Source organism: Microcoleus sp. PH2017_05_CCC_O_A, from assembly GCF_020738785.1.
Classification (GTDB): domain Bacteria; phylum Cyanobacteriota; class Cyanobacteriia; order Cyanobacteriales; family Microcoleaceae; genus Microcoleus.
Genome location: NZ_JAEQCB010000008.1, coordinates 66,096 through 82,944 on the forward strand (window position 1 = coordinate 66,096; position 16,849 = coordinate 82,944).

The window sequence follows — 16,849 nt, forward strand, 5'->3', positions numbered from 1 at the left end:
AAAAGGTAAATTTTAGTCGGATTCGTTAATAGATGACAAAATGTGCTGGTAAGCTTCGATGGTTTTTCGGGCGATCGCCTCCCAGTTATAATATTTTTTAGCATAAGCTTGCCCGTTAAAGCCCCTGCGCTGCCTTTCCTGTGGTGCGAGGAGGGCTGATTCGATCGCACGGGCGATCGCCCCTACCTCCAGAGGCACCACCCACCCAGCCTCCGCTTGCTGAATGTCATCCCAGATATAAACGCGATCGGAAATAACCACAGGTACACCCGCAGCCATCGCTTCTGCTACGGCAATACCAAAGTTTTCGTAATAAGAAGGCAACACAAATAAGTCAGCTTTTCTCAACATCTCAGCTTTTGAATCACCGCTAACAAAACCCGTTATTGTAGTAAATTTTTCTAAAATTGATTTTTTTATTTTGACTTTAATTTTGGCTTCGTAATCGGCATCTTGGGGATTAGAACCTGCTAAAATAAAGTTAAATTTTAGACCATCTTCTAAAATACTTTCCAGTGCCGGAATTAGCAATTCTAATCCTTTTTTAGGTTCGATTCGCGACATAAATAAGATGATTGGTATTTCCGAATCAGGCAATATTTCAGGGTAAGCATCTGCCGTCACCCCCAATGGAATTATCAAATCTTTTGGAACAGACATCTTGCCTGTGCTATCTAATAGTAAACAATCTTGTGGCACAGGCATCTTGCCTGTGCTATCCAAACCAAACCTTTCTGAAATTTTAGCTTCTTGCTTGCTAGTGAAATGAATTGCTGCCGCACCTGCTAAATTAGGTCGTTCTAAAAGTGTAGCATAAACCTGTTTTAAAAGCTTTTTCTTCTGCAAATCTGCGGGGTCAAGCATACCGCAGGGCCGGATAATATACGGTAACTTGTGCCCTCTGGCAATTGTCGCAGCGAAAGAAGTTACTGGCGAGAACAAAGCGTGAATGTGAGCGAGGTCAAATTGCCGCGCATTTTGATTTAACCACTGCAATAAACTCAGAGAAAACTTATATCTGCGAAACGGAGAACAGCGGAAATAAATAATCTCATAGCCGTTTTGTTTGATTGGTAGATTTAACGGCACATCTAAAGGATCTTGACCGATATCTCCGTTAGAATCTGTAGTGATAATTGTGACATCAATGCCTTGGGAAGCGAGGGCGGCAGAAAGTCCTAGTACCATTTGACTCGGGCCACCGTAGACGAGGGAAATTGAGGGGATAATTTGAAGGATTCGCATGATTAGCCCTTGGTCTTAATTGCGGTAGCTGGTTGTGTTATTATATAAAAAATTGCAAGATTTGCACTTTATACTAATTTAGGCGATCGGAGGCAAGTTATGCTGATTGGATTCAGCGTCGGCAACTACAAATCTTTTAAAGAAACTGTCACACTCAGCATGGTAGCTTCGTCAATTACGGAGGACGATCGAGAGCTTGACGAAAATAATGTATTTGAAATCAATCATAGATTAAAATTGCTAAAAAGTGCTGCTATTTATGGAGCAAATGCCAGCGGCAAAAGCAATCTTGTTGCTGCTGTTAACTTTATGAAGTGGTTTGTCCTTAACTCATCCAAAGAAACGCAAGTTTCAGAGGCGATCGATATTGAAGCATTCAGGCTAAGCACAGAGACAGAAAAAGAGCCATCATTCTTTGAAATAGTTTTCTTGCTAGAAGGCAAAAATTTTAGATATGGTTTTGAGATTAATTCTGAACAGGTTGTTGCTGAGTGGTTGTTTCAAAGTGATGAAGATTCAGAAACAATGCTTTTTGAACGGGATTTTGACAGCTTTATATTAGATGATTTCCCGGAAGGGCAAGGTATTAGCGATAAAACTAGAAATAATGCTTTATTTCTTTCTGTTGTTGCACAATTTAATGGTAAACTTTCTGGCAAAATCCTGCTGTGGTTCAGTAAAACTTTGCAATTGATATCAGGCTTGCAAGATAGGCAATACCGCAAGGAAACTTTAGAGTCTTTTGAGAACGATCGCCACAGGCATGATATTATTGAATTCATTAAAAAATTAGACTTGGGTATTGCTGATATCCAAATCACAAATCAACCTGTATTTATTATTTCCAATAATACAGCATTATATGGTAATTCCTACGGTAGTTTATATCCTATTTCTGAAAGCAAACCAGCCGTGAAAACAGTTCATCGGAAATATGATGCTGACGGTAAGCAGACTGCTATAGAAATATTCGATATTGAAAAGCATGAGTCTGAGGGAACAAACAAATTGTTTGCATTAGCAGGGCTGCTTCTCGATACTTTGAGGACAGGAAAGATTTTATTCATAGATGAACTTGATGCCCGACTACATCCGTTGATTACTCGTGAATTAATCTGCTTATTCAATTCTAACGAGACTAATCCCCACAACGCACAGCTTATATTCACGACACATGACACAAATCTGCTTAGCAGCAAGACTTTTCGCCGAGATCAAATATGGTTTACCGAGAAAGACAATAAGGGCGCTACTGATTTGTACTCTTTAGTAGAGTATAAAGTAGGAAAAAATGCCTCATTTGAACACGATTACATCATCGGAAAGTATGGTGCTATCCCTTTTGTTGGTAATTTCAAAGAACTTCTAGGTGAACTCTATGCCTAAAAAAAGTTCGTCCAGAAGAACTATTGATTACTCTAAAAGAAAAGTTAAAAATAGAAGATGGTTTTTAATCGTGTGCGAAGGTGAAAAAACAGAACCCAACTATTTTAGAAGTTTCGCGGTAGACACAAAGGTAATCAAGCTTGATATCAAGGGAGAAGGGAAAAACACGAGGAGTTTAGTAGAAAAAGCTATTGAGTTAAAAAATGACTCAGAATACGACGAAAGCGATCGATTTTGGTGTGTCTTCGATCGCGATATTAACGGTAAAAATTCTAACGACGCGCAAAATTTTAATGCAGCTATGACTCTTGCAAAAAATAACGGCATTAAAGTAGCGTACTCCAATGATGCTTTTGAACTTTGGTATTTACTACACTTCCATTTTTATAATACTGGAATTTCTCGCAAGGATTATCAAAATATGTTGACGAAGTTGCTCGGATACGAGTATCAGAAAAACAGTGAAACGATTTATGAGGAACTGAAAAACAAACAACAGGATGCGATCAAACACGCAAAACGGCTTTTAATGGAATACGATCGCCCTAATCCTGAAAGTGATAATCCTTCAACAACAGTGCATCTGCTAGTGGAAGAACTTAATAGTTTTATTCCTAAGAGTTGATGAATTTTGACACGATATACCTTAAATATACTTGGTATTAGCACAATTTGACTTCTTCCCATGAGTCTGTGTATCCCATACGCGAGATAAAATTTATCTGATCGGGCTAACCCAATGGTGTTGTGATACGATCGAGCAAGATTAATCATGCAGAATACCAAAAATGACTGTTCATTTTTAAGTAACTTTAGGAGTTGAATCAAAAATGGCTAAACAATCTCTCTCATTTATGCCGATCGCAATTTCGATGTTAGCCGCCATTAGTTATCCGACAACCAATGCAGCCGCTACCGCCGAAGTATCGCCATTACAGCCAACAGCATCAGCCATAACCGTCGCACAGAAGCCCACTCCCAGCGACACGAATAAAAAGCTTCCTGACGTGCCGGCAAAGCTACAAGTGCCTGCTGGTAATGCTTTAATCTCCGAAGTGTCAGCCAAAGGCGTGCAAATTTACGTGTGTCAACCCAAAACTGGCGATCGCACTCAATTTGAATGGACATTAAAAGCACCGGAAGCTGATTTATTTAATGCAAGTGGCGCATTAGTTGGCAAACATTACGGTGGCCCAACTTGGGAGTATACTAAAGACAAGAGTAAAGTCGTTGGCGAAGTAAAAGAACGTGTAGATTCGCCCGATCGCACTACGATTCCTTGGGTGCTACTAAGTGCCAAAAGCAATGAAGGTAACGGTTTATTTAGCAAAGTTACCTATATCCAGCGCGTCAATACTAAAGGTGGCAAAGCCCCAGCTACCGGATGCGATTCTTCAAAACAAAATAGCACTACCCGCGTGGATTACACAGCAGATTACTACTTCTTTGCTGCCAATAAGTAATACGCTTGTTAAAAGGTTTTGCGGCAAAAGAAGCGTTTGGTTTATTTGCACGAATCCTTGAATAACCCAGGTGCGTCGCTATGAGATTGTTGATATGTAGTTAGGAATTTTTCATGGCGACACACCCTACGACTTCTATCTTCTGCTACAAAAGTTGTTTGTAAAAATCTAATAACTGCTCAGCTAAGGCTTGATTTGTATAACTTGTCATAACTTTATGATAACCCCGATCGCCCAAATCAACAGCAAAATCCCGCGCTTCCATCAATTGCTGCAAACAATCGCGCAAAATCCCTGCATTTCCCTCTGGGAAGACTAACCCCGCATCGCCGATAACGTGGGGAATTTCGCCGCAATCGGAACCGATAACCGGGATTTTACAAGCCATCGCTTCAATTAAAACATGACCGAATTGTTCTTTCCAGCCCACGGTAGTCAAAGTTTTGAATTTATAGCTGGTTTGCGAGGGCAATACCAAACAGTTCATTAAGTTAATGTAAGGTGGAATTTCTTCATGGGAAACGCTTTCTACCCAGATTATTCGATCGCTGATGCCCCATTCTCTACATTTTTCTTCCAAGTGCGATCGCAATTTTCCTTGTCCTACTAACAACCACTTCCAAGAAAGTTGTTTCAATCCTGCTAATGCTTCAGCTAAAGTTAGCAGTCCTTTTTCTTCGACAAATCGCCCTACAAATCCTACCACAAAATCTGTTGGTTTAATGCCAAATTTTCTAGATAACTCAATATCTTTAGCAGCAGGCACAAACAATTTTTCATCTACTCCAAGTTGGGGCATTACTGCCATTGCACCTGTGTAGCCCCGCTGGTGCAAAATTTTAGAGCCATCTAAATTGCCGGCAATAATTCCGTCGGTATTCTGAAGATTGCAATTTTCTAATAGGGAAATAGGCCATTTCAATTCATAGGATAGATTCCACCAGGTAAATAATATATTTTTGGCTTGGAGTTTGAGTAATTTATTGAGTATAATTAATTGGCTGTAGGCTAGGGATTTTGAACCTTGTTCGACTTGGATAATCTGCGGTTTGAATTCGTGTAAAAGTCTAATTATATCTGTACCAAATGTTAGCAAGCCTTGATTGTTTTGACTAAAATTGGAGATGGGAACTATTTTAAATGAGTCTTCTTGATAAAATTCGGTTTCGATGATTTTATTTTGTACGCCTCCGGGTTTCCAGCGTCGTGGCACTACAATTGTTACTTCAATATCGGGTTCTAGGTTGGCTAATATTTTGAATTTTTCCCGATTTATGTCAACTATATAGGTGTGGCTGGCAACGAGGATTCTCATTTATTGGGAATGGGGAATGGGGCATTGGGAATGGGGCATTGGGAATGGGGCATTGGGCATCGGGCATCGGGCATTGCGAATTAATTCATAAATTATTTAGGGTTGATTTTGTCTTGATTTGTGTAAATTTGTCCGTCATTCCAGAGCGATTTGATGAGTGTTATGAGGGCACTGATAAAACCGAGGATATAAAAAGCAAATCTAGTGATAATTTTTAGGGGCGATCGGCTTTTATGACAAGGTGGATGCCCCAAAACGTGGCAGTCAAAGAGTTTGGCAAAAAATCGCAGGCATTGAAAGACGGTTAAATTTTTCAATCCCATCAGGAAGTGGTTGTGATAAAATGTGGTTTGATATTCGATCGATCGCGTGCTGACATCGTGACATCCGCCGCTTTCTTCCCCCAAGTGAACTAAACAAGCACTGGGATCGTACCAAATTTTCATGCCAGTCGATCGCAATCTCAAACAAAAATCCGACTCCTCCCGCACCGCACTCCCTACAAACCGCTCGTCAAACGTCAAATCCCACTCGGCAAAAACCTGACGGCGAAACGACATATTGCAGCCTCTAGCCGAGAGTACCTGCTGCGGTTTGACTGTATGCACCAAATCGATAAAATACCAAGCAATGCCCGGATCCATGGCTTCTGGGGGCAAAAAGTCGATCGCCAAATCGCCTCCAGAATTACCCAGTTTCATTCTGTCAAAAACCCTGCCCGCCACACATCCCACATCCGGTTTTGCTAAATAATTATCAGCATGAGCGGCTAAAAAACCATCCGGCAATTGTACATCATCATCAATAAATAAAATAATCTCTCCCACAGCGCGCCGCACAGCATAATTTCGAGCTCCCGGTAAACTCGCCCAATCTACCGGAAACCACCGAATTTTCCCCGCAGTTGCCAATTCCTCTAAATAAACTTGAGTTTCCGATTCGTGAGTGCGAGTTTGATCGATTACCAGCACTTCAAAATTCGGGTAATTTTGCCGAATCGCGTCAGCCAATGTCTCTCGCAGGGGTTGCTCGCGGTTGTAGGTAGGTATCACAACAGAAATCATCATTCGCAGTTGCCACTTTAATTATTTCTCTAAACGCCAAAGCCACACATCGCCCGGTGGGTAAATTGGTGTAATTTTATATTTTTGCACTTGTTCTAATTCAAATCGCAATAGCTCGGTGCTTCTGTAGAGAAATACATCGCTAAAACCATCAGGAATTTTAACTTGCTCGGGTTTCACTGCTAGCAAAAGCTCTACTTGCGGCTTCAGCAAATAGCTGACAGACAGTATTTTTCCGGTGAGGTTGTTGCCTCCGTGACAAATCACTAAAGGTTTTTGGGCTTGATTGACAATCGCCGCTACTGCGGGATTGTATTTAGTGCTAGAAGGATACTTGTTCCACCAAAGTTGTGACTGTGAGCTGACGGCACAAGAAACTATTTCACTCGATATTAGGGCTATTAAACCGAGCTGCCAGAGTTTTTGTCGTGGATTGTTGGCGGTGGTAATTTTAGCGCTAAAGAGGTAGGCAACAGCTAGCTGGATTCCTAAAAGATAGGGAACTAGATAGCGATCGGCAATGCCTCCCACTGCTATCAATACTATCGCTGTAATTCCGATCGCTGTCAAGACCAACAGCCAAACTCGTTTGGGAGTTGAGTAGCAAAGTAAATAGATTGAATGTGCGATCGCTAATATTAATATAACTGCTACAATCAGTCTGATTGAATCAGTAGTATTGCTCGAACCTAATTTGATGATTCCACCCGCCCAATGGGTGTCAATAAAAGTTCTACAGGTGATAATAATCAAAGGTTTAAGTGAAGATAGGGCCGAAAGAGAAAGATGGGGCAAACCTACTGTTGCAGCGATTCTGGGCGAGTTATCAACTAATACGAAAATCCAAGGAGCGAAAATGAGTGTTGCTGCCGCTGAAGCTAGTAAATAAGCAATTAATGTTTGGCGAACACGCCAATTTTCAGTTATAATTACGTAGATACCGTGGGCTAATATTACTATAAAAAATAATAAACTACAATACAGTCCTACAGTTAGGGCGATCGCATAAATCAACCAAACGCCTTTGCTCAATTTCGATGTAGATTTAAATGTAGATTTAAATGTAGATTTAAATGTGGCGGTAGATTTTTGTAGGGCGATCCTCTTCGTTGGCGCAGCCCCCGTAGGGGCGGGCTTCGCTAACGCCCGCAGCAGAATGGCATTCGACAGCAAGACGAGGACAGCAAACATCATATACGGCCTCGCCTCTTGCGCGTACAAGACGTGAAAAGGCGACACAGCCATGATTGTCACAGCCATCCATCCCGCACGCGCCGAGCGAAATAATTCCCAGCACAGCCAATAAACGCTCGGAAAAATCAACAAACTCATCCAAGCTGAAAGACTTCTGACAGTTGCCACTTCCGGGCCGAACCACTGCACCCAAAATCGGGCTAAAATAAAATATAGCGGCGGTAGTTGAGGTTCTTCTGTAGCTAAACCTTTAACTGTATCCAACCAACTTTTTTCAGGATTTATCTGCTGGTATTTCCGCTGCAAATCTTGAACGCTAATTGTTTTTCCTTGAAAATCTTGCTGTACCATTTCCGTCCAGGTGTAGCCAGAAATTCGCAGCGAGGTGATAGATTCGTCGAAGGAGTAGACTTTGCGATCGAGGTTTGTAAATCTAAAAAATATCCCCGTTATTAATATGACGACAATTAAAATTTTTAACCAAGTTTGGTGTAACCGCCCATTTTTAATTGATTTGCTGTTCATAAAATCAGAAATGGGGAATTGAAGAAAGAAGAAGTTAGTTGTTTAGTCTATAAGTAATAAGGATGAGGGAATAAGCATGAGAAAGTGGTTTCAATATCCCCTATATTTTACTAGAGGATTCTTGCCATTGGTGTCAACTCAATCTCAAGCTTAGTCTTAGCCTAATGTCGATCGCCGAGAGCTAGATCCCCCCTCACCCTCCGTAGGTACGTTGTTGGGCTTTAGCCCTCTTTAGATATACGCCTAAAGAGGGCTAAAGCCCAACAACGTACCTAGAGAGATACACAGGATTTCAGACTTAAGTTGACACTTCCCTCTTCCTTCTTCCTTCTTCCAACTGTCAACTGTCAACTGTCAACTGTCAACTGTTAGATAGCGATGTGTTGCTGAACGGCTAAGACTAAATTTTCAGTCCAGAAGTTAGCTAAGTCGGCGCTGGCAGCTTCTACCATAACTCTGATTAGCGGTTCAGTGCCAGAAGCGCGAACCAAAATCCGTCCCTGTTCTCCCATTGCAGTTTTAGCGCGATCGATCGCCTTTTGCATGGGTTCGCACTCGTGCCATCTTAAGCGTTTTTCGCGATCGTCCACCCGTACATTTACCAACAACTGCGGATATGTTTGGAAACTGTCACTTACCAATTGTGACAAAGATTCCCCTGACTCACGCACCAGCGAAGCTATATGCAAAGCTGTCAACAAACCATCGCCACTAATACCGAAATGCGGACAAAGAATGTGCCCCGACTGTTCGCCGCCCAACATCGCACCCGTGCGCTGCATTTCAGCGTGAACGTGCTGATCTCCGACGTTTGTTCTAGTTAGTTTGCCCCCCAATTCTTCCCAAGCTCGCTCGAAGCCCAGGTTAGCCATTACAGTAGAAATAATTAAATTATCCGGTAACTGTTCGGAGGCGCGCAATTGCTGGCCCCACAGATAAAGAATGTAATCGCCGTCAATCGATCGCCCTTTGTTGTCAACACCCAAAACTCGATCGGCATCACCGTCAAAAGCAAATCCCAAATCGGCATTGTGTTCCAAAACCGCCGCTTGCAAACTGTCGAGATGAGTAGAACCGCAGTTAACATTAATGCGAGATCCATCAGGAGAATTGTGCAAACAGATCACATCCGCCCCCATTTGCTCAAACACCGCCGGCGCCAAACCAGCAGCAGCCCCCCAAGCCAAATCCAAAACCACCCGCATTCCCCGCAAATTCATCTGTTGCAGCGAATCTGAGAGAGAATCAGCATAATCTTTAATCAACTCCGGGCGGTGGTAGTGATGCCCCAAAGCCAAGCTAGCAACCGCAACCTTAGCCCCTCGGATTCCCGCTTCGATTTGTTCCTGCAAATGCTGAGACAGCTTTGACCCGTTGGGGCCGAAAAACTTAATCCCATTGTCTTCTGGGGGATTGTGGCTAGCCGAAATCATCACTCCGCCCACAGACTGCGAAATGCTTGCCAGATAAGCAACGCAGGGAGTGGGACACAAGCCCAAATTCCACACTTCCAAACCGGCGGCTGTCAAACCAGCCGACAGTGACATTGCCAGCATATCGCTGGAATTTCTGCTGTCTTGTCCCAAAATCACAGGGCCCTGGTTGGGGGCATTTTGGCGTAGAACTTGCCCAGCCCAGAATCCAACTTGCAGCGCTAGGGGTGCAGTCAGCAATTCTCCAACTTTCCCGCGAATTCCGTCGGTGCCGAAAAGTTTTGTATTTGGTAGGGAGAGGGTATTTCCCAGCAAAATCGTATCGCGTTTGACTGGTTGTACCGAGTTAGTAGCCGAAAACTCGCTGCCGCGATGGCGCGAAGGTGTCTGAACCATATTCACTCCTTTAGGAATATTCACACTCACACTTTGCAGTTCATGTTACAACTGAAAGATCTTTTTTTCAGCGTAAAGTTAATTTATTTCGAGGATTTCTCAGGAAACTTGCTTTGACAGGCTACGGAGCAAGTTTAACTTCTTCAGAAAAATTTGTATGGTATCTAAGGGAAAAACTTTTATGGGGCGCGCCAAGAGGATCGTGGCGATCGCTCTTGGGGACGCTTCCACACGGATTTGAGACGATCCTGATGCCCTTTGAGTCTGTCAATCGATTTTAGATTTTAGATTTTAGATTTTAGATTTTAGAGGCGACCCCACGGATAAATTCGGGGGAAGAGAGGATTTTCGATTTTCGATTTGGGAATGCTGTGTTGCCATATACTTTTTGGCGGCAAATTTCTAGGCCGGGTATCGGTTGGGTCGATCGCTCCGGGCTGTGTTCGATCGCGATTTCGCCATCAGGTGCTAGCATTTCTTGGCTGGCGATCGCGTTCAACACAGGTTCGTACAAGTCGCTGGCGTAGGGCGGATCGAAATAAATGCGATCGAATTGCTGTGGTGATAGTGAGGCTAATTTGGCGATCGCATTTCCCCGCAGAATTTGGAACGTTTGCGAAGAGTCTGCTACTTGCTCCCAATTTTCGCGGATAATCGCACAAGCATTTGCCGACTGTTCGATGCCGGTGACACTCAAAGCCCCGCGACACAAGGCTTCTGCACCCATCGAACCGCTGCCGGTACAGATATCGAGCCATTTGCAATCTGCGATCGACCCTTGCCAAATATTAAATAAAGCCTCTCTCACTCGCGCCAGAGTCGGGCGAGTTGCCAGTCCCGGCAGAGTTTTTATTTGGCGGTTTCCGTAGATTCTGATACTCATAAGAAGAAGGAAGAAGGAAGAAGGAAGAAGGAAGAAGGAAGAAGGAAGAAGGAATAAAGTATTTGTAGGGTGCGTAGCCATTAAAACTCCCTAAATTCAATGAACAATCTCATAGCGACGCACCTTACACTTCGGGCTAGTGGAAACAAACTACCAACTCGGTTAGTACCACTAATTTTTATAAATTATATTATAATTTGACCAAAAATGGAATTTGGAGCCGACAAAGCAGCTCCATTCTTTTGGAAAAATCGTATCATTTAAAACCCAGACTTAACAGTATTTTCTGCTTGATTAGATTCAGGTACTGGTGTCTGGGCTTGTTTGACACATAATACAGCATTGCTGACTACCAGTGATACTAACACCACTTTAACAGGAAACGAAACAGGAGGAGTATTCATAAATTTATAATTGGTAATTGGTAATTAGTAATTAGTAATTGGGAATTGGGAATTGGGAATTGGGAATTGGGAATTAGTAATTAGTAATTGGGAATTGGGAATTGGGAATTGGGAATTGGGAATTGGTAATTGGTAATTGGGAATTGGGAATTGGGAATTGGGAATTGGGAATTGGGAATTGGGAATTGGGAATTGGGAATTGGGAATTAGTAATTAGTAAACCACCGAGGATTGCCCTAGGGAATAACAACTATCAAAAGTTGTTGATAATCATCGGTTGGGTTTGCCGCGCCGGAGGAGATGCCGGTACAGGAGCAGGATAAGGTTGTGGATAAACCGGATAACCTGGTTGCGGATATCCAGGTGCAGGTGGATATGTTGGTTGTTGATAAATTGGCTGTTGATTGGGTTGTCCGGGATATTGAGGTACAACATTAGGTTGTCCGGGATATTGAGGTGCAGCATTTCCGGGAAAACTTTCAGGAGAACCAGCAGTTCCTTGGGGAAATTGCTGTTGATTTTCTGGGAGATTTTGAGGATAAGATGGAATTCCCAAGATGCCTTCAACAGCGCGGCGGAGAATTGGTCTCAGGGGAATTGCTAAACTCATTTCGGCGCTTGAGCCGATCGCCATTACAGACAGCGTTCCGACAATAGCTAGTTTTCCGAATCCTTTTTGCAGTTGGTGTTGAAAAATCATGGTTTGTCTTCCTTGTCAAGTGATTTTAGATTTTGGATTTTAGATTTTAGATTGAATTCATAGATGAGTATGGGTATTCAACTAAAATCTAAAAGTTAAAGTGTTGGTGAATAGATAGATGCAGCCGAGAACTAAGGCATGGGGCGAGAATTGGGTGCGTTGCCGTATTGATTCCGGTTTTTTTGTTTGTGGTTGTTTGTGGCTGCTTGCTTAACTGTTGATACTTTCCCACAAGCCAAAAGCAAGGGCTACGGAAGAATCGGGAGTTAAGCAAGGAGTTAAGAATCTCGATAAATACCGAAACTTAGGATTTATTTCATCGCACCCAAAACGAGACATCGCGGCGGCCGTTAACAGAAGTTCCAAACTGGGTAACGTTGACATTGTTGCAGTTGAATTCCCCGAACAAACCGCGATTTCCTTGGTTGCTACCTCGAACGGCGATTGTCCCGTTACCGTTAACTCTTTCAACTACTCCAATGTGTCCGTGAGTGCGATCGGCACCGGGGAATGAAGACTGCATAACAACGACTGCACCGGGTTGAGGCCCAACTTGACGGAAGCCGTTACGTTGCAACACTGAACCGTAATCTTTGGCACTCCAAACATAGGGAGGACGCAGTTGAAAACGATTGTTTGCGTAGTGTACGCACTGGCAAAATTGCGCGGCTGCGGCTGGTTTGATGTTGGAGAAACTCGCAGTTACGACTGTGCTAGCGGCGGCGAAAGCAGTTAACAAAGCTAGGGAGATTTTGGAGGAAGAAGTAAATAATTTCATGGTTGATTCCTTGTTTGTTTGCGGTTGTTTGCTTAACTGTTGATACTTTCGCAGAAGCGCCAAAGGATTTCTCGCCAGAAACGGGACTTAAACAAGGAGTTAAGGATGGGTCGAAATATTTTTGTCAAGCCTTTGCTCGGAAAGGGTTTCAGGCGTTATAAAATTTAAGGAGGGCGAGAAAGTTAACTCCGGCTTCTCCTGAGTCGATCGCAAATTCCGATTAATTCCGGCGTACACCCCATCTCTCGCGAGGTTTTCCCTCGCCAACCGCCGTCTCAAGCGGAGTGCGCGTGCTAACAGAGAGCCCGATTTAAAATCTAAAATCTAAAATCTAAAATCTAAAATCCAAATGAATGTACCCAAAGCAAGGCGCGATCGCGGCAGAATACTTACAGACAAAGGATGGAAGAAAATCTGGGACGCGATTTATCTCAAATTTACCGATCGCCCCAGCTTGCAAACCATCTCTGAACAAACCGATCCTGGACTTAATCGAAATTCTCCGTCTTTCGTCTCGACGGATACGGTGTCTAATATATTGAACCGGCGAGCCCCCGCTGACACAGCCAAAATGGAGAGTTTGTTTGCAGCTTTTGGACTGCGACTCGAATCTGACGATCGCACTTCCGGGGATATTTCCGGCAATCTCGCGCCCGCGCCCACTCCTCAAACCCGGCAAAATTGCAGCGAATTGCCGGATATTTCGGGGTTTTTCGGTCGCCGGGAAGAACTGGGTTTCTTGAAAAACTGGATTTCGGGCGATCGCTGTCGGTTAGTTGCGATCTTCGGGATGGGCGGAATTGGTAAAACTGCACTTTGCGCGCAATTAGCCAAGCAAATTCAAAACGAGTTTGATTTTGTCATCTGGCGGAGTTTGTCGAATCAGCCGAGTTGTCAAGATTTGGCGATCGGCTTAATTCAATTTATCTGCGACTGTCAGGGCAAAAAATTGCCAGAAAACCTCAGTGACGGCATTTCCGTTCTGATTGAATATTTGCAAGCGCACCGCTGTTTAATCGTGCTTGACGGCGTGGAAACGATCTTAGATACGGGCGGTTTTGCTGGCAAATATCGATCGGGCTACGAAGATTACGAAAGGCTGTTCAGACAAATAGGAGAATCCAACCATCAAAGCTGTTTATTGCTTACCAGTTCGGAAAAATCTAGAGACATAGCTATGTTGGAAGGTCAAACTCGTCCCGTTCGATCTTATAAACTCACAGGTTTAGACAATATGGCCGCGCGGGAAATCCTGCAAGAAAGAGGTTTGACTCAAGAAAAACAATGGGATGAATTGATTGACTGTTATGCCGCTCATCCTTTAGCCCTGAGGATTGTTTCAGCAATGATTTTAGAGTTATTTAATGGTAAAAGTTCAGAGTTTATCAGAGAAAATACCGTATTTTTAGGTCAAATTAACCATATTTTATCGCAGCAATTTCAGCGACTTTCGGTATTAGAAAAAGATGTAATCAAGCAGTTGGCTACGGCGGGAGCACCAATGGATCTAGCTCAATTGCGCGGCGGACTTTCTGAACCGGTTAAAACATCGAATTTGATGGAAGCGCTGGAATCTCTGGGATGGCGATCGCTAATTGAGAAAATCACAGTCAGCGGCAATGTCGCTTTCACGTTACAGCCGGTGGTGAGGAAATATGCGATCGAGCGATAGGTATTAGCTGGTACGATATGCTGCGAGATCGTAATTTTAGGATTGGGATAGCGATCGCAAATCATTAAGGATTGCTATACACCTTTTGAAAAAAAAGCAGGTACGTAGTTGCGCTTAAGCGCTCTTTCGGCAAATATTAAAATTAATTGAGGTATGAGGTATGTAGTTGCGCTTCAGCGCTCTTCCGGCAAATATTAAAATTAATTGAGGTATGAGGTATGTAGTTGCGCTCTTTCCGCAAATCTTAAAATTAATTGAGGTATGAGGTATGAGGTATGTAGTTGCGCTTCAGCGCTCTTTCCGACGTTTGATAGTCAACATATTTTTGACTGTGTTAAGAAGTCCGTAATTTGGGATTTAGCGCTCTTTCCGATATCCCCAAAAGAGCGCTAAAGCGCAACTACGTACCTGGATTTAATAGACATTTTGCAAGATATCTATTACCTAAGCAGCAACTTTTGTTCTCACCAGACTGACAAAATTTGACAGCATATGCAATCCCGTACTCGAAGACTTTTCCGGGTGAAACTGCACCGCCATCAGATTATCTTTAGCGATCGCCGCCGTCACATTTTGACTTCCGTGAGTCACCATAGCCGATCGCACTTTCAAATCAACCGGATCGACATAATAAGAATGCACGAAATAAACCCAAGGATCGGAGGGTAAACCTTCCCACAGCGGTTGATTCGGCTGAGCAAATTCTAATTGATTCCATCCCATGTGCGGAATTGTCAGCCCCGGTTCCGACTGAAACCTGCGGACTTTGCCCGAAATAACGCCCAAGCCTGGTTCTACGCCTTCCTCCGAACTTTCAAACAGGATTTGCAAACCCAAACAAATGCCTAAAAAAGGTTTTCCCGAGGCGATCGCACTTTTTATCGGTTCTATCAAATTGCGCGATCGTAAATTCTGCATTGCCGGATCGAAGGAACCCACTCCCGGCAAAACCACCGCATCAGCCTGCTCGATGATAGCAGGAGAATCCGTAATTTTTGGCACTGCACCCACATTTTCCAAGCCTTTACAGACAGAGTGCAGATTGCCCATGTCATAGTCCACTACTGCGATGACAGACATTGACTTACTTGCCTTATATTATCAATATCGCTATTATTGCATACAATCAGTCATTAGTCAGTTGTTATTAGTTATTGGTTATTGGTTATATGTTGCTGCCAATTCCCAATTCCCAATTCCCAATTCCCAATTCCCAATTCCCAATTCCCAATCATTTATGACAACAAAATTTTTATTAACATCATTTGATACTTGGCTTCCCCATCAGAAATCCAACTCTTCCGACGATTTATTAGCCAAAATTTCCCAAATTCAATCTTTGCCTGATTCGCTAACTTTTTTGAGAAAACTGCCCGTAGATTTTCAGGAAGCGCCGAATTTGGCGATCGCCCAAATCAACCAAATCCAACCCGAAACCATTATCTGCTGCGGCATGGCCGAAAGCCGGGAAAAATTAACCGTAGAATCTTGCGCTTGCTGCGATACAGACATTCTGAAAACAAAAGTCAATCTCGAACCGCTAGTCGCTGATTTATGCACCACAGAAATCAGTTACGAAGCCGGAAAATATGTTTGTGAAGCTCTCTATTACGCAGTTTTAAAACATATTCGCAATGCTCAACTTCCCGCTAAATGTATTTTCGTCCACGTGCCAATTTTAACATTAGAAAATTCTGACAAAATTGTCGGCGATTTTTTATCTATTGTCAATCGCCTAACAATTAACCACTGTCAACTGACAACTGACAACTGACAATTGCCAATTGCCAATTGCCAATTGCCAATTGCCAAGTTGTTAACCGCCGTAATTCCAGCCCGTCGTTTCTAATAGCAACGGATCGCCCTCGCGATGAACACCGGCACCGATAACTTCACCGACATAAACCGTGTGATCTCCGTGTTCCACAGCACCAACAACATTGCACTCAATGTAACCCAGAGTATCCGAAATAATCGGACAACCGGTTTCGGCGCCTAGATAAAATTCTACATCCTCAAATTTATTGCCAACGCGGCGCTGCTGCTTGAAGAATTTCTGGGCTAACTCTTTTTGTCCAGCTTCCAGGAAACTCAAAGCAAACACACCGCTAGCTTTGATCATGGCGTGGGATTTGGAGTCTTGCTTGACGCAGTTGACGACTAAGGGAGGGGTAAAGGAAGATTGCATCACCCAGCTAGCGGTGAAACCGTTGACTTCTTCCCCGTCTTTGACACCGCAAATGTACAATCCGTGAGGGATTTTGCGGAGGAGGGTCTTTTTAGCTTGTTCGTCTAGCACGGGCTTACCTGTCGATCGATAATTCTACACCGCCCAGTTTACCAATGTCCCGTCCACAAACCCAACTGTCTTAAGGGCGATGCGCCACACGG

17 protein-coding genes are annotated in these 16,849 nt (G+C 43.4%); 6 read left to right on the forward strand and 11 right to left on the reverse strand.

The features are described from left to right. Nucleotides 1-12 precede the first annotated feature (12 nt). Complete coding sequence (gene hpsP / locus JGK20_RS02960) at nucleotides 13-1,245, reverse strand: hormogonium polysaccharide biosynthesis glycosyltransferase HpsP (RefSeq protein ID WP_293229321.1); 1,233 nt, start codon at nucleotides 1,243-1,245, stop codon at nucleotides 13-15. Nucleotides 1,246-1,344: 99 nt separating this feature from the next. Between hpsP and JGK20_RS02965 the strand changes: the two genes are divergently transcribed. From JGK20_RS02965 to JGK20_RS02975, 3 genes are all read left to right on the forward strand, one after another. Next, complete coding sequence (locus JGK20_RS02965; RefSeq protein WP_293182616.1) at nucleotides 1,345-2,631, forward strand: ATP-binding protein; 1,287 nt, start codon at nucleotides 1,345-1,347, stop codon at nucleotides 2,629-2,631. Then, complete coding sequence (locus tag JGK20_RS02970) at nucleotides 2,624-3,256, forward strand: RloB family protein (protein ID WP_293182618.1); 633 nt, start codon at nucleotides 2,624-2,626, stop codon at nucleotides 3,254-3,256. The genes JGK20_RS02965 and JGK20_RS02970 overlap by 8 nt, the downstream gene beginning before the upstream one ends. A 205-nt stretch (nucleotides 3,257-3,461) precedes the next feature. Next, entirely contained in the window at nucleotides 3,462-4,094 is a 633-nt protein-coding gene (locus JGK20_RS02975) for a DUF3455 domain-containing protein (protein WP_293182620.1), read from the forward strand. 145 nt (nucleotides 4,095-4,239) lie between these two features. On the opposite strand, the gene hpsO is transcribed toward JGK20_RS02975, so the two are convergent. The 6 genes from hpsO to JGK20_RS03005 all read right to left on the reverse strand — a co-directional run bounded on the left by hpsO (nucleotide 4,240) and on the right by JGK20_RS03005 (nucleotide 11,308). Then, entirely contained in the window at nucleotides 4,240-5,409 is a 1,170-nt protein-coding gene (hpsO, locus tag JGK20_RS02980) for a hormogonium polysaccharide biosynthesis glycosyltransferase HpsO (RefSeq protein WP_293205030.1), read from the reverse strand. 92 nt (nucleotides 5,410-5,501) lie between these two features. After that, nucleotides 5,502-6,476 carry a hormogonium polysaccharide biosynthesis glycosyltransferase HpsN gene (hpsN, locus tag JGK20_RS02985; RefSeq protein ID WP_293229322.1) on the reverse strand — a complete coding sequence of 325 codons (975 nt, stop codon included), beginning with the start codon at nucleotides 6,474-6,476 and terminating at the stop codon, nucleotides 5,502-5,504. A gap of 18 nt (nucleotides 6,477-6,494) precedes the next feature. After that, nucleotides 6,495-8,192, reverse strand: a complete 1,698-nt coding sequence (locus JGK20_RS02990) for a glycosyltransferase family 39 protein (protein WP_293217233.1) — start codon at nucleotides 8,190-8,192, stop codon at nucleotides 6,495-6,497. Nucleotides 8,193-8,560: 368 nt separating this feature from the next. After that, complete coding sequence (gene glmM / locus JGK20_RS02995) at nucleotides 8,561-10,021, reverse strand: phosphoglucosamine mutase (RefSeq protein ID WP_293217279.1); 1,461 nt, start codon at nucleotides 10,019-10,021, stop codon at nucleotides 8,561-8,563. A 298-nt stretch (nucleotides 10,022-10,319) separates the two neighbouring features. After that, nucleotides 10,320-10,904: a 16S rRNA (guanine(966)-N(2))-methyltransferase RsmD gene (rsmD, locus tag JGK20_RS03000; protein ID WP_293229323.1), complete on the reverse strand. Its 585-nt coding sequence runs from the start codon at nucleotides 10,902-10,904 to the stop codon at nucleotides 10,320-10,322. Nucleotides 10,905-11,164: 260 nt separating this feature from the next. Beyond that, entirely contained in the window at nucleotides 11,165-11,308 is a 144-nt protein-coding gene (locus JGK20_RS03005) for a hypothetical protein (protein WP_293182630.1), read from the reverse strand. A 101-nt stretch (nucleotides 11,309-11,409) separates the two neighbouring features. Between JGK20_RS03005 and JGK20_RS03010 the strand changes: the two genes are divergently transcribed. Continuing rightward, a complete protein-coding gene (locus tag JGK20_RS03010; protein WP_293229324.1) occupies nucleotides 11,410-11,631 on the forward strand; it encodes a hypothetical protein in 222 nt (73 codons plus the stop codon). Here the strand turns inward: JGK20_RS03010 and JGK20_RS03015 are convergent. Together JGK20_RS03015 and JGK20_RS03020 are read right to left on the reverse strand one after the other, a co-directional pair. Beyond that, nucleotides 11,562-12,008, reverse strand: coding sequence for a hypothetical protein (locus tag JGK20_RS03015; protein ID WP_293182634.1), 447 nt, complete (start codon nucleotides 12,006-12,008; stop codon nucleotides 11,562-11,564). The genes JGK20_RS03010 and JGK20_RS03015 overlap by 70 nt on opposite strands. Before the next feature lie 316 nt (nucleotides 12,009-12,324). Next, a complete protein-coding gene (locus JGK20_RS03020) occupies nucleotides 12,325-12,786 on the reverse strand; it encodes a CHAP domain-containing protein (RefSeq protein ID WP_293229325.1) in 462 nt (153 codons plus the stop codon). A gap of 349 nt (nucleotides 12,787-13,135) precedes the next feature. Between JGK20_RS03020 and JGK20_RS03025 the strand changes: the two genes are divergently transcribed. After that, a complete protein-coding gene (locus tag JGK20_RS03025; protein ID WP_293229326.1) occupies nucleotides 13,136-14,458 on the forward strand; it encodes an NB-ARC domain-containing protein in 1,323 nt (440 codons plus the stop codon). 444 nt (nucleotides 14,459-14,902) lie between these two features. On the opposite strand, the gene hisH is transcribed toward JGK20_RS03025, so the two are convergent. Beyond that, a complete protein-coding gene (hisH, locus tag JGK20_RS03030; protein ID WP_293185028.1) occupies nucleotides 14,903-15,538 on the reverse strand; it encodes an imidazole glycerol phosphate synthase subunit HisH in 636 nt (211 codons plus the stop codon). A 157-nt stretch (nucleotides 15,539-15,695) separates the two neighbouring features. On the opposite strand from hisH, the gene JGK20_RS03035 reads away from it, so the two are divergent. Then, nucleotides 15,696-16,232 carry a peptidase C15 gene (locus tag JGK20_RS03035; RefSeq protein WP_293185029.1) on the forward strand — a complete coding sequence of 179 codons (537 nt, stop codon included), beginning with the start codon at nucleotides 15,696-15,698 and terminating at the stop codon, nucleotides 16,230-16,232. A 42-nt stretch (nucleotides 16,233-16,274) separates the two neighbouring features. On the opposite strand, the gene JGK20_RS03040 is transcribed toward JGK20_RS03035, so the two are convergent. Beyond that, nucleotides 16,275-16,757 carry a flavin reductase family protein gene (locus JGK20_RS03040; protein WP_293149208.1) on the reverse strand — a complete coding sequence of 161 codons (483 nt, stop codon included), beginning with the start codon at nucleotides 16,755-16,757 and terminating at the stop codon, nucleotides 16,275-16,277. Nucleotides 16,758-16,849 lie beyond the last annotated feature (92 nt).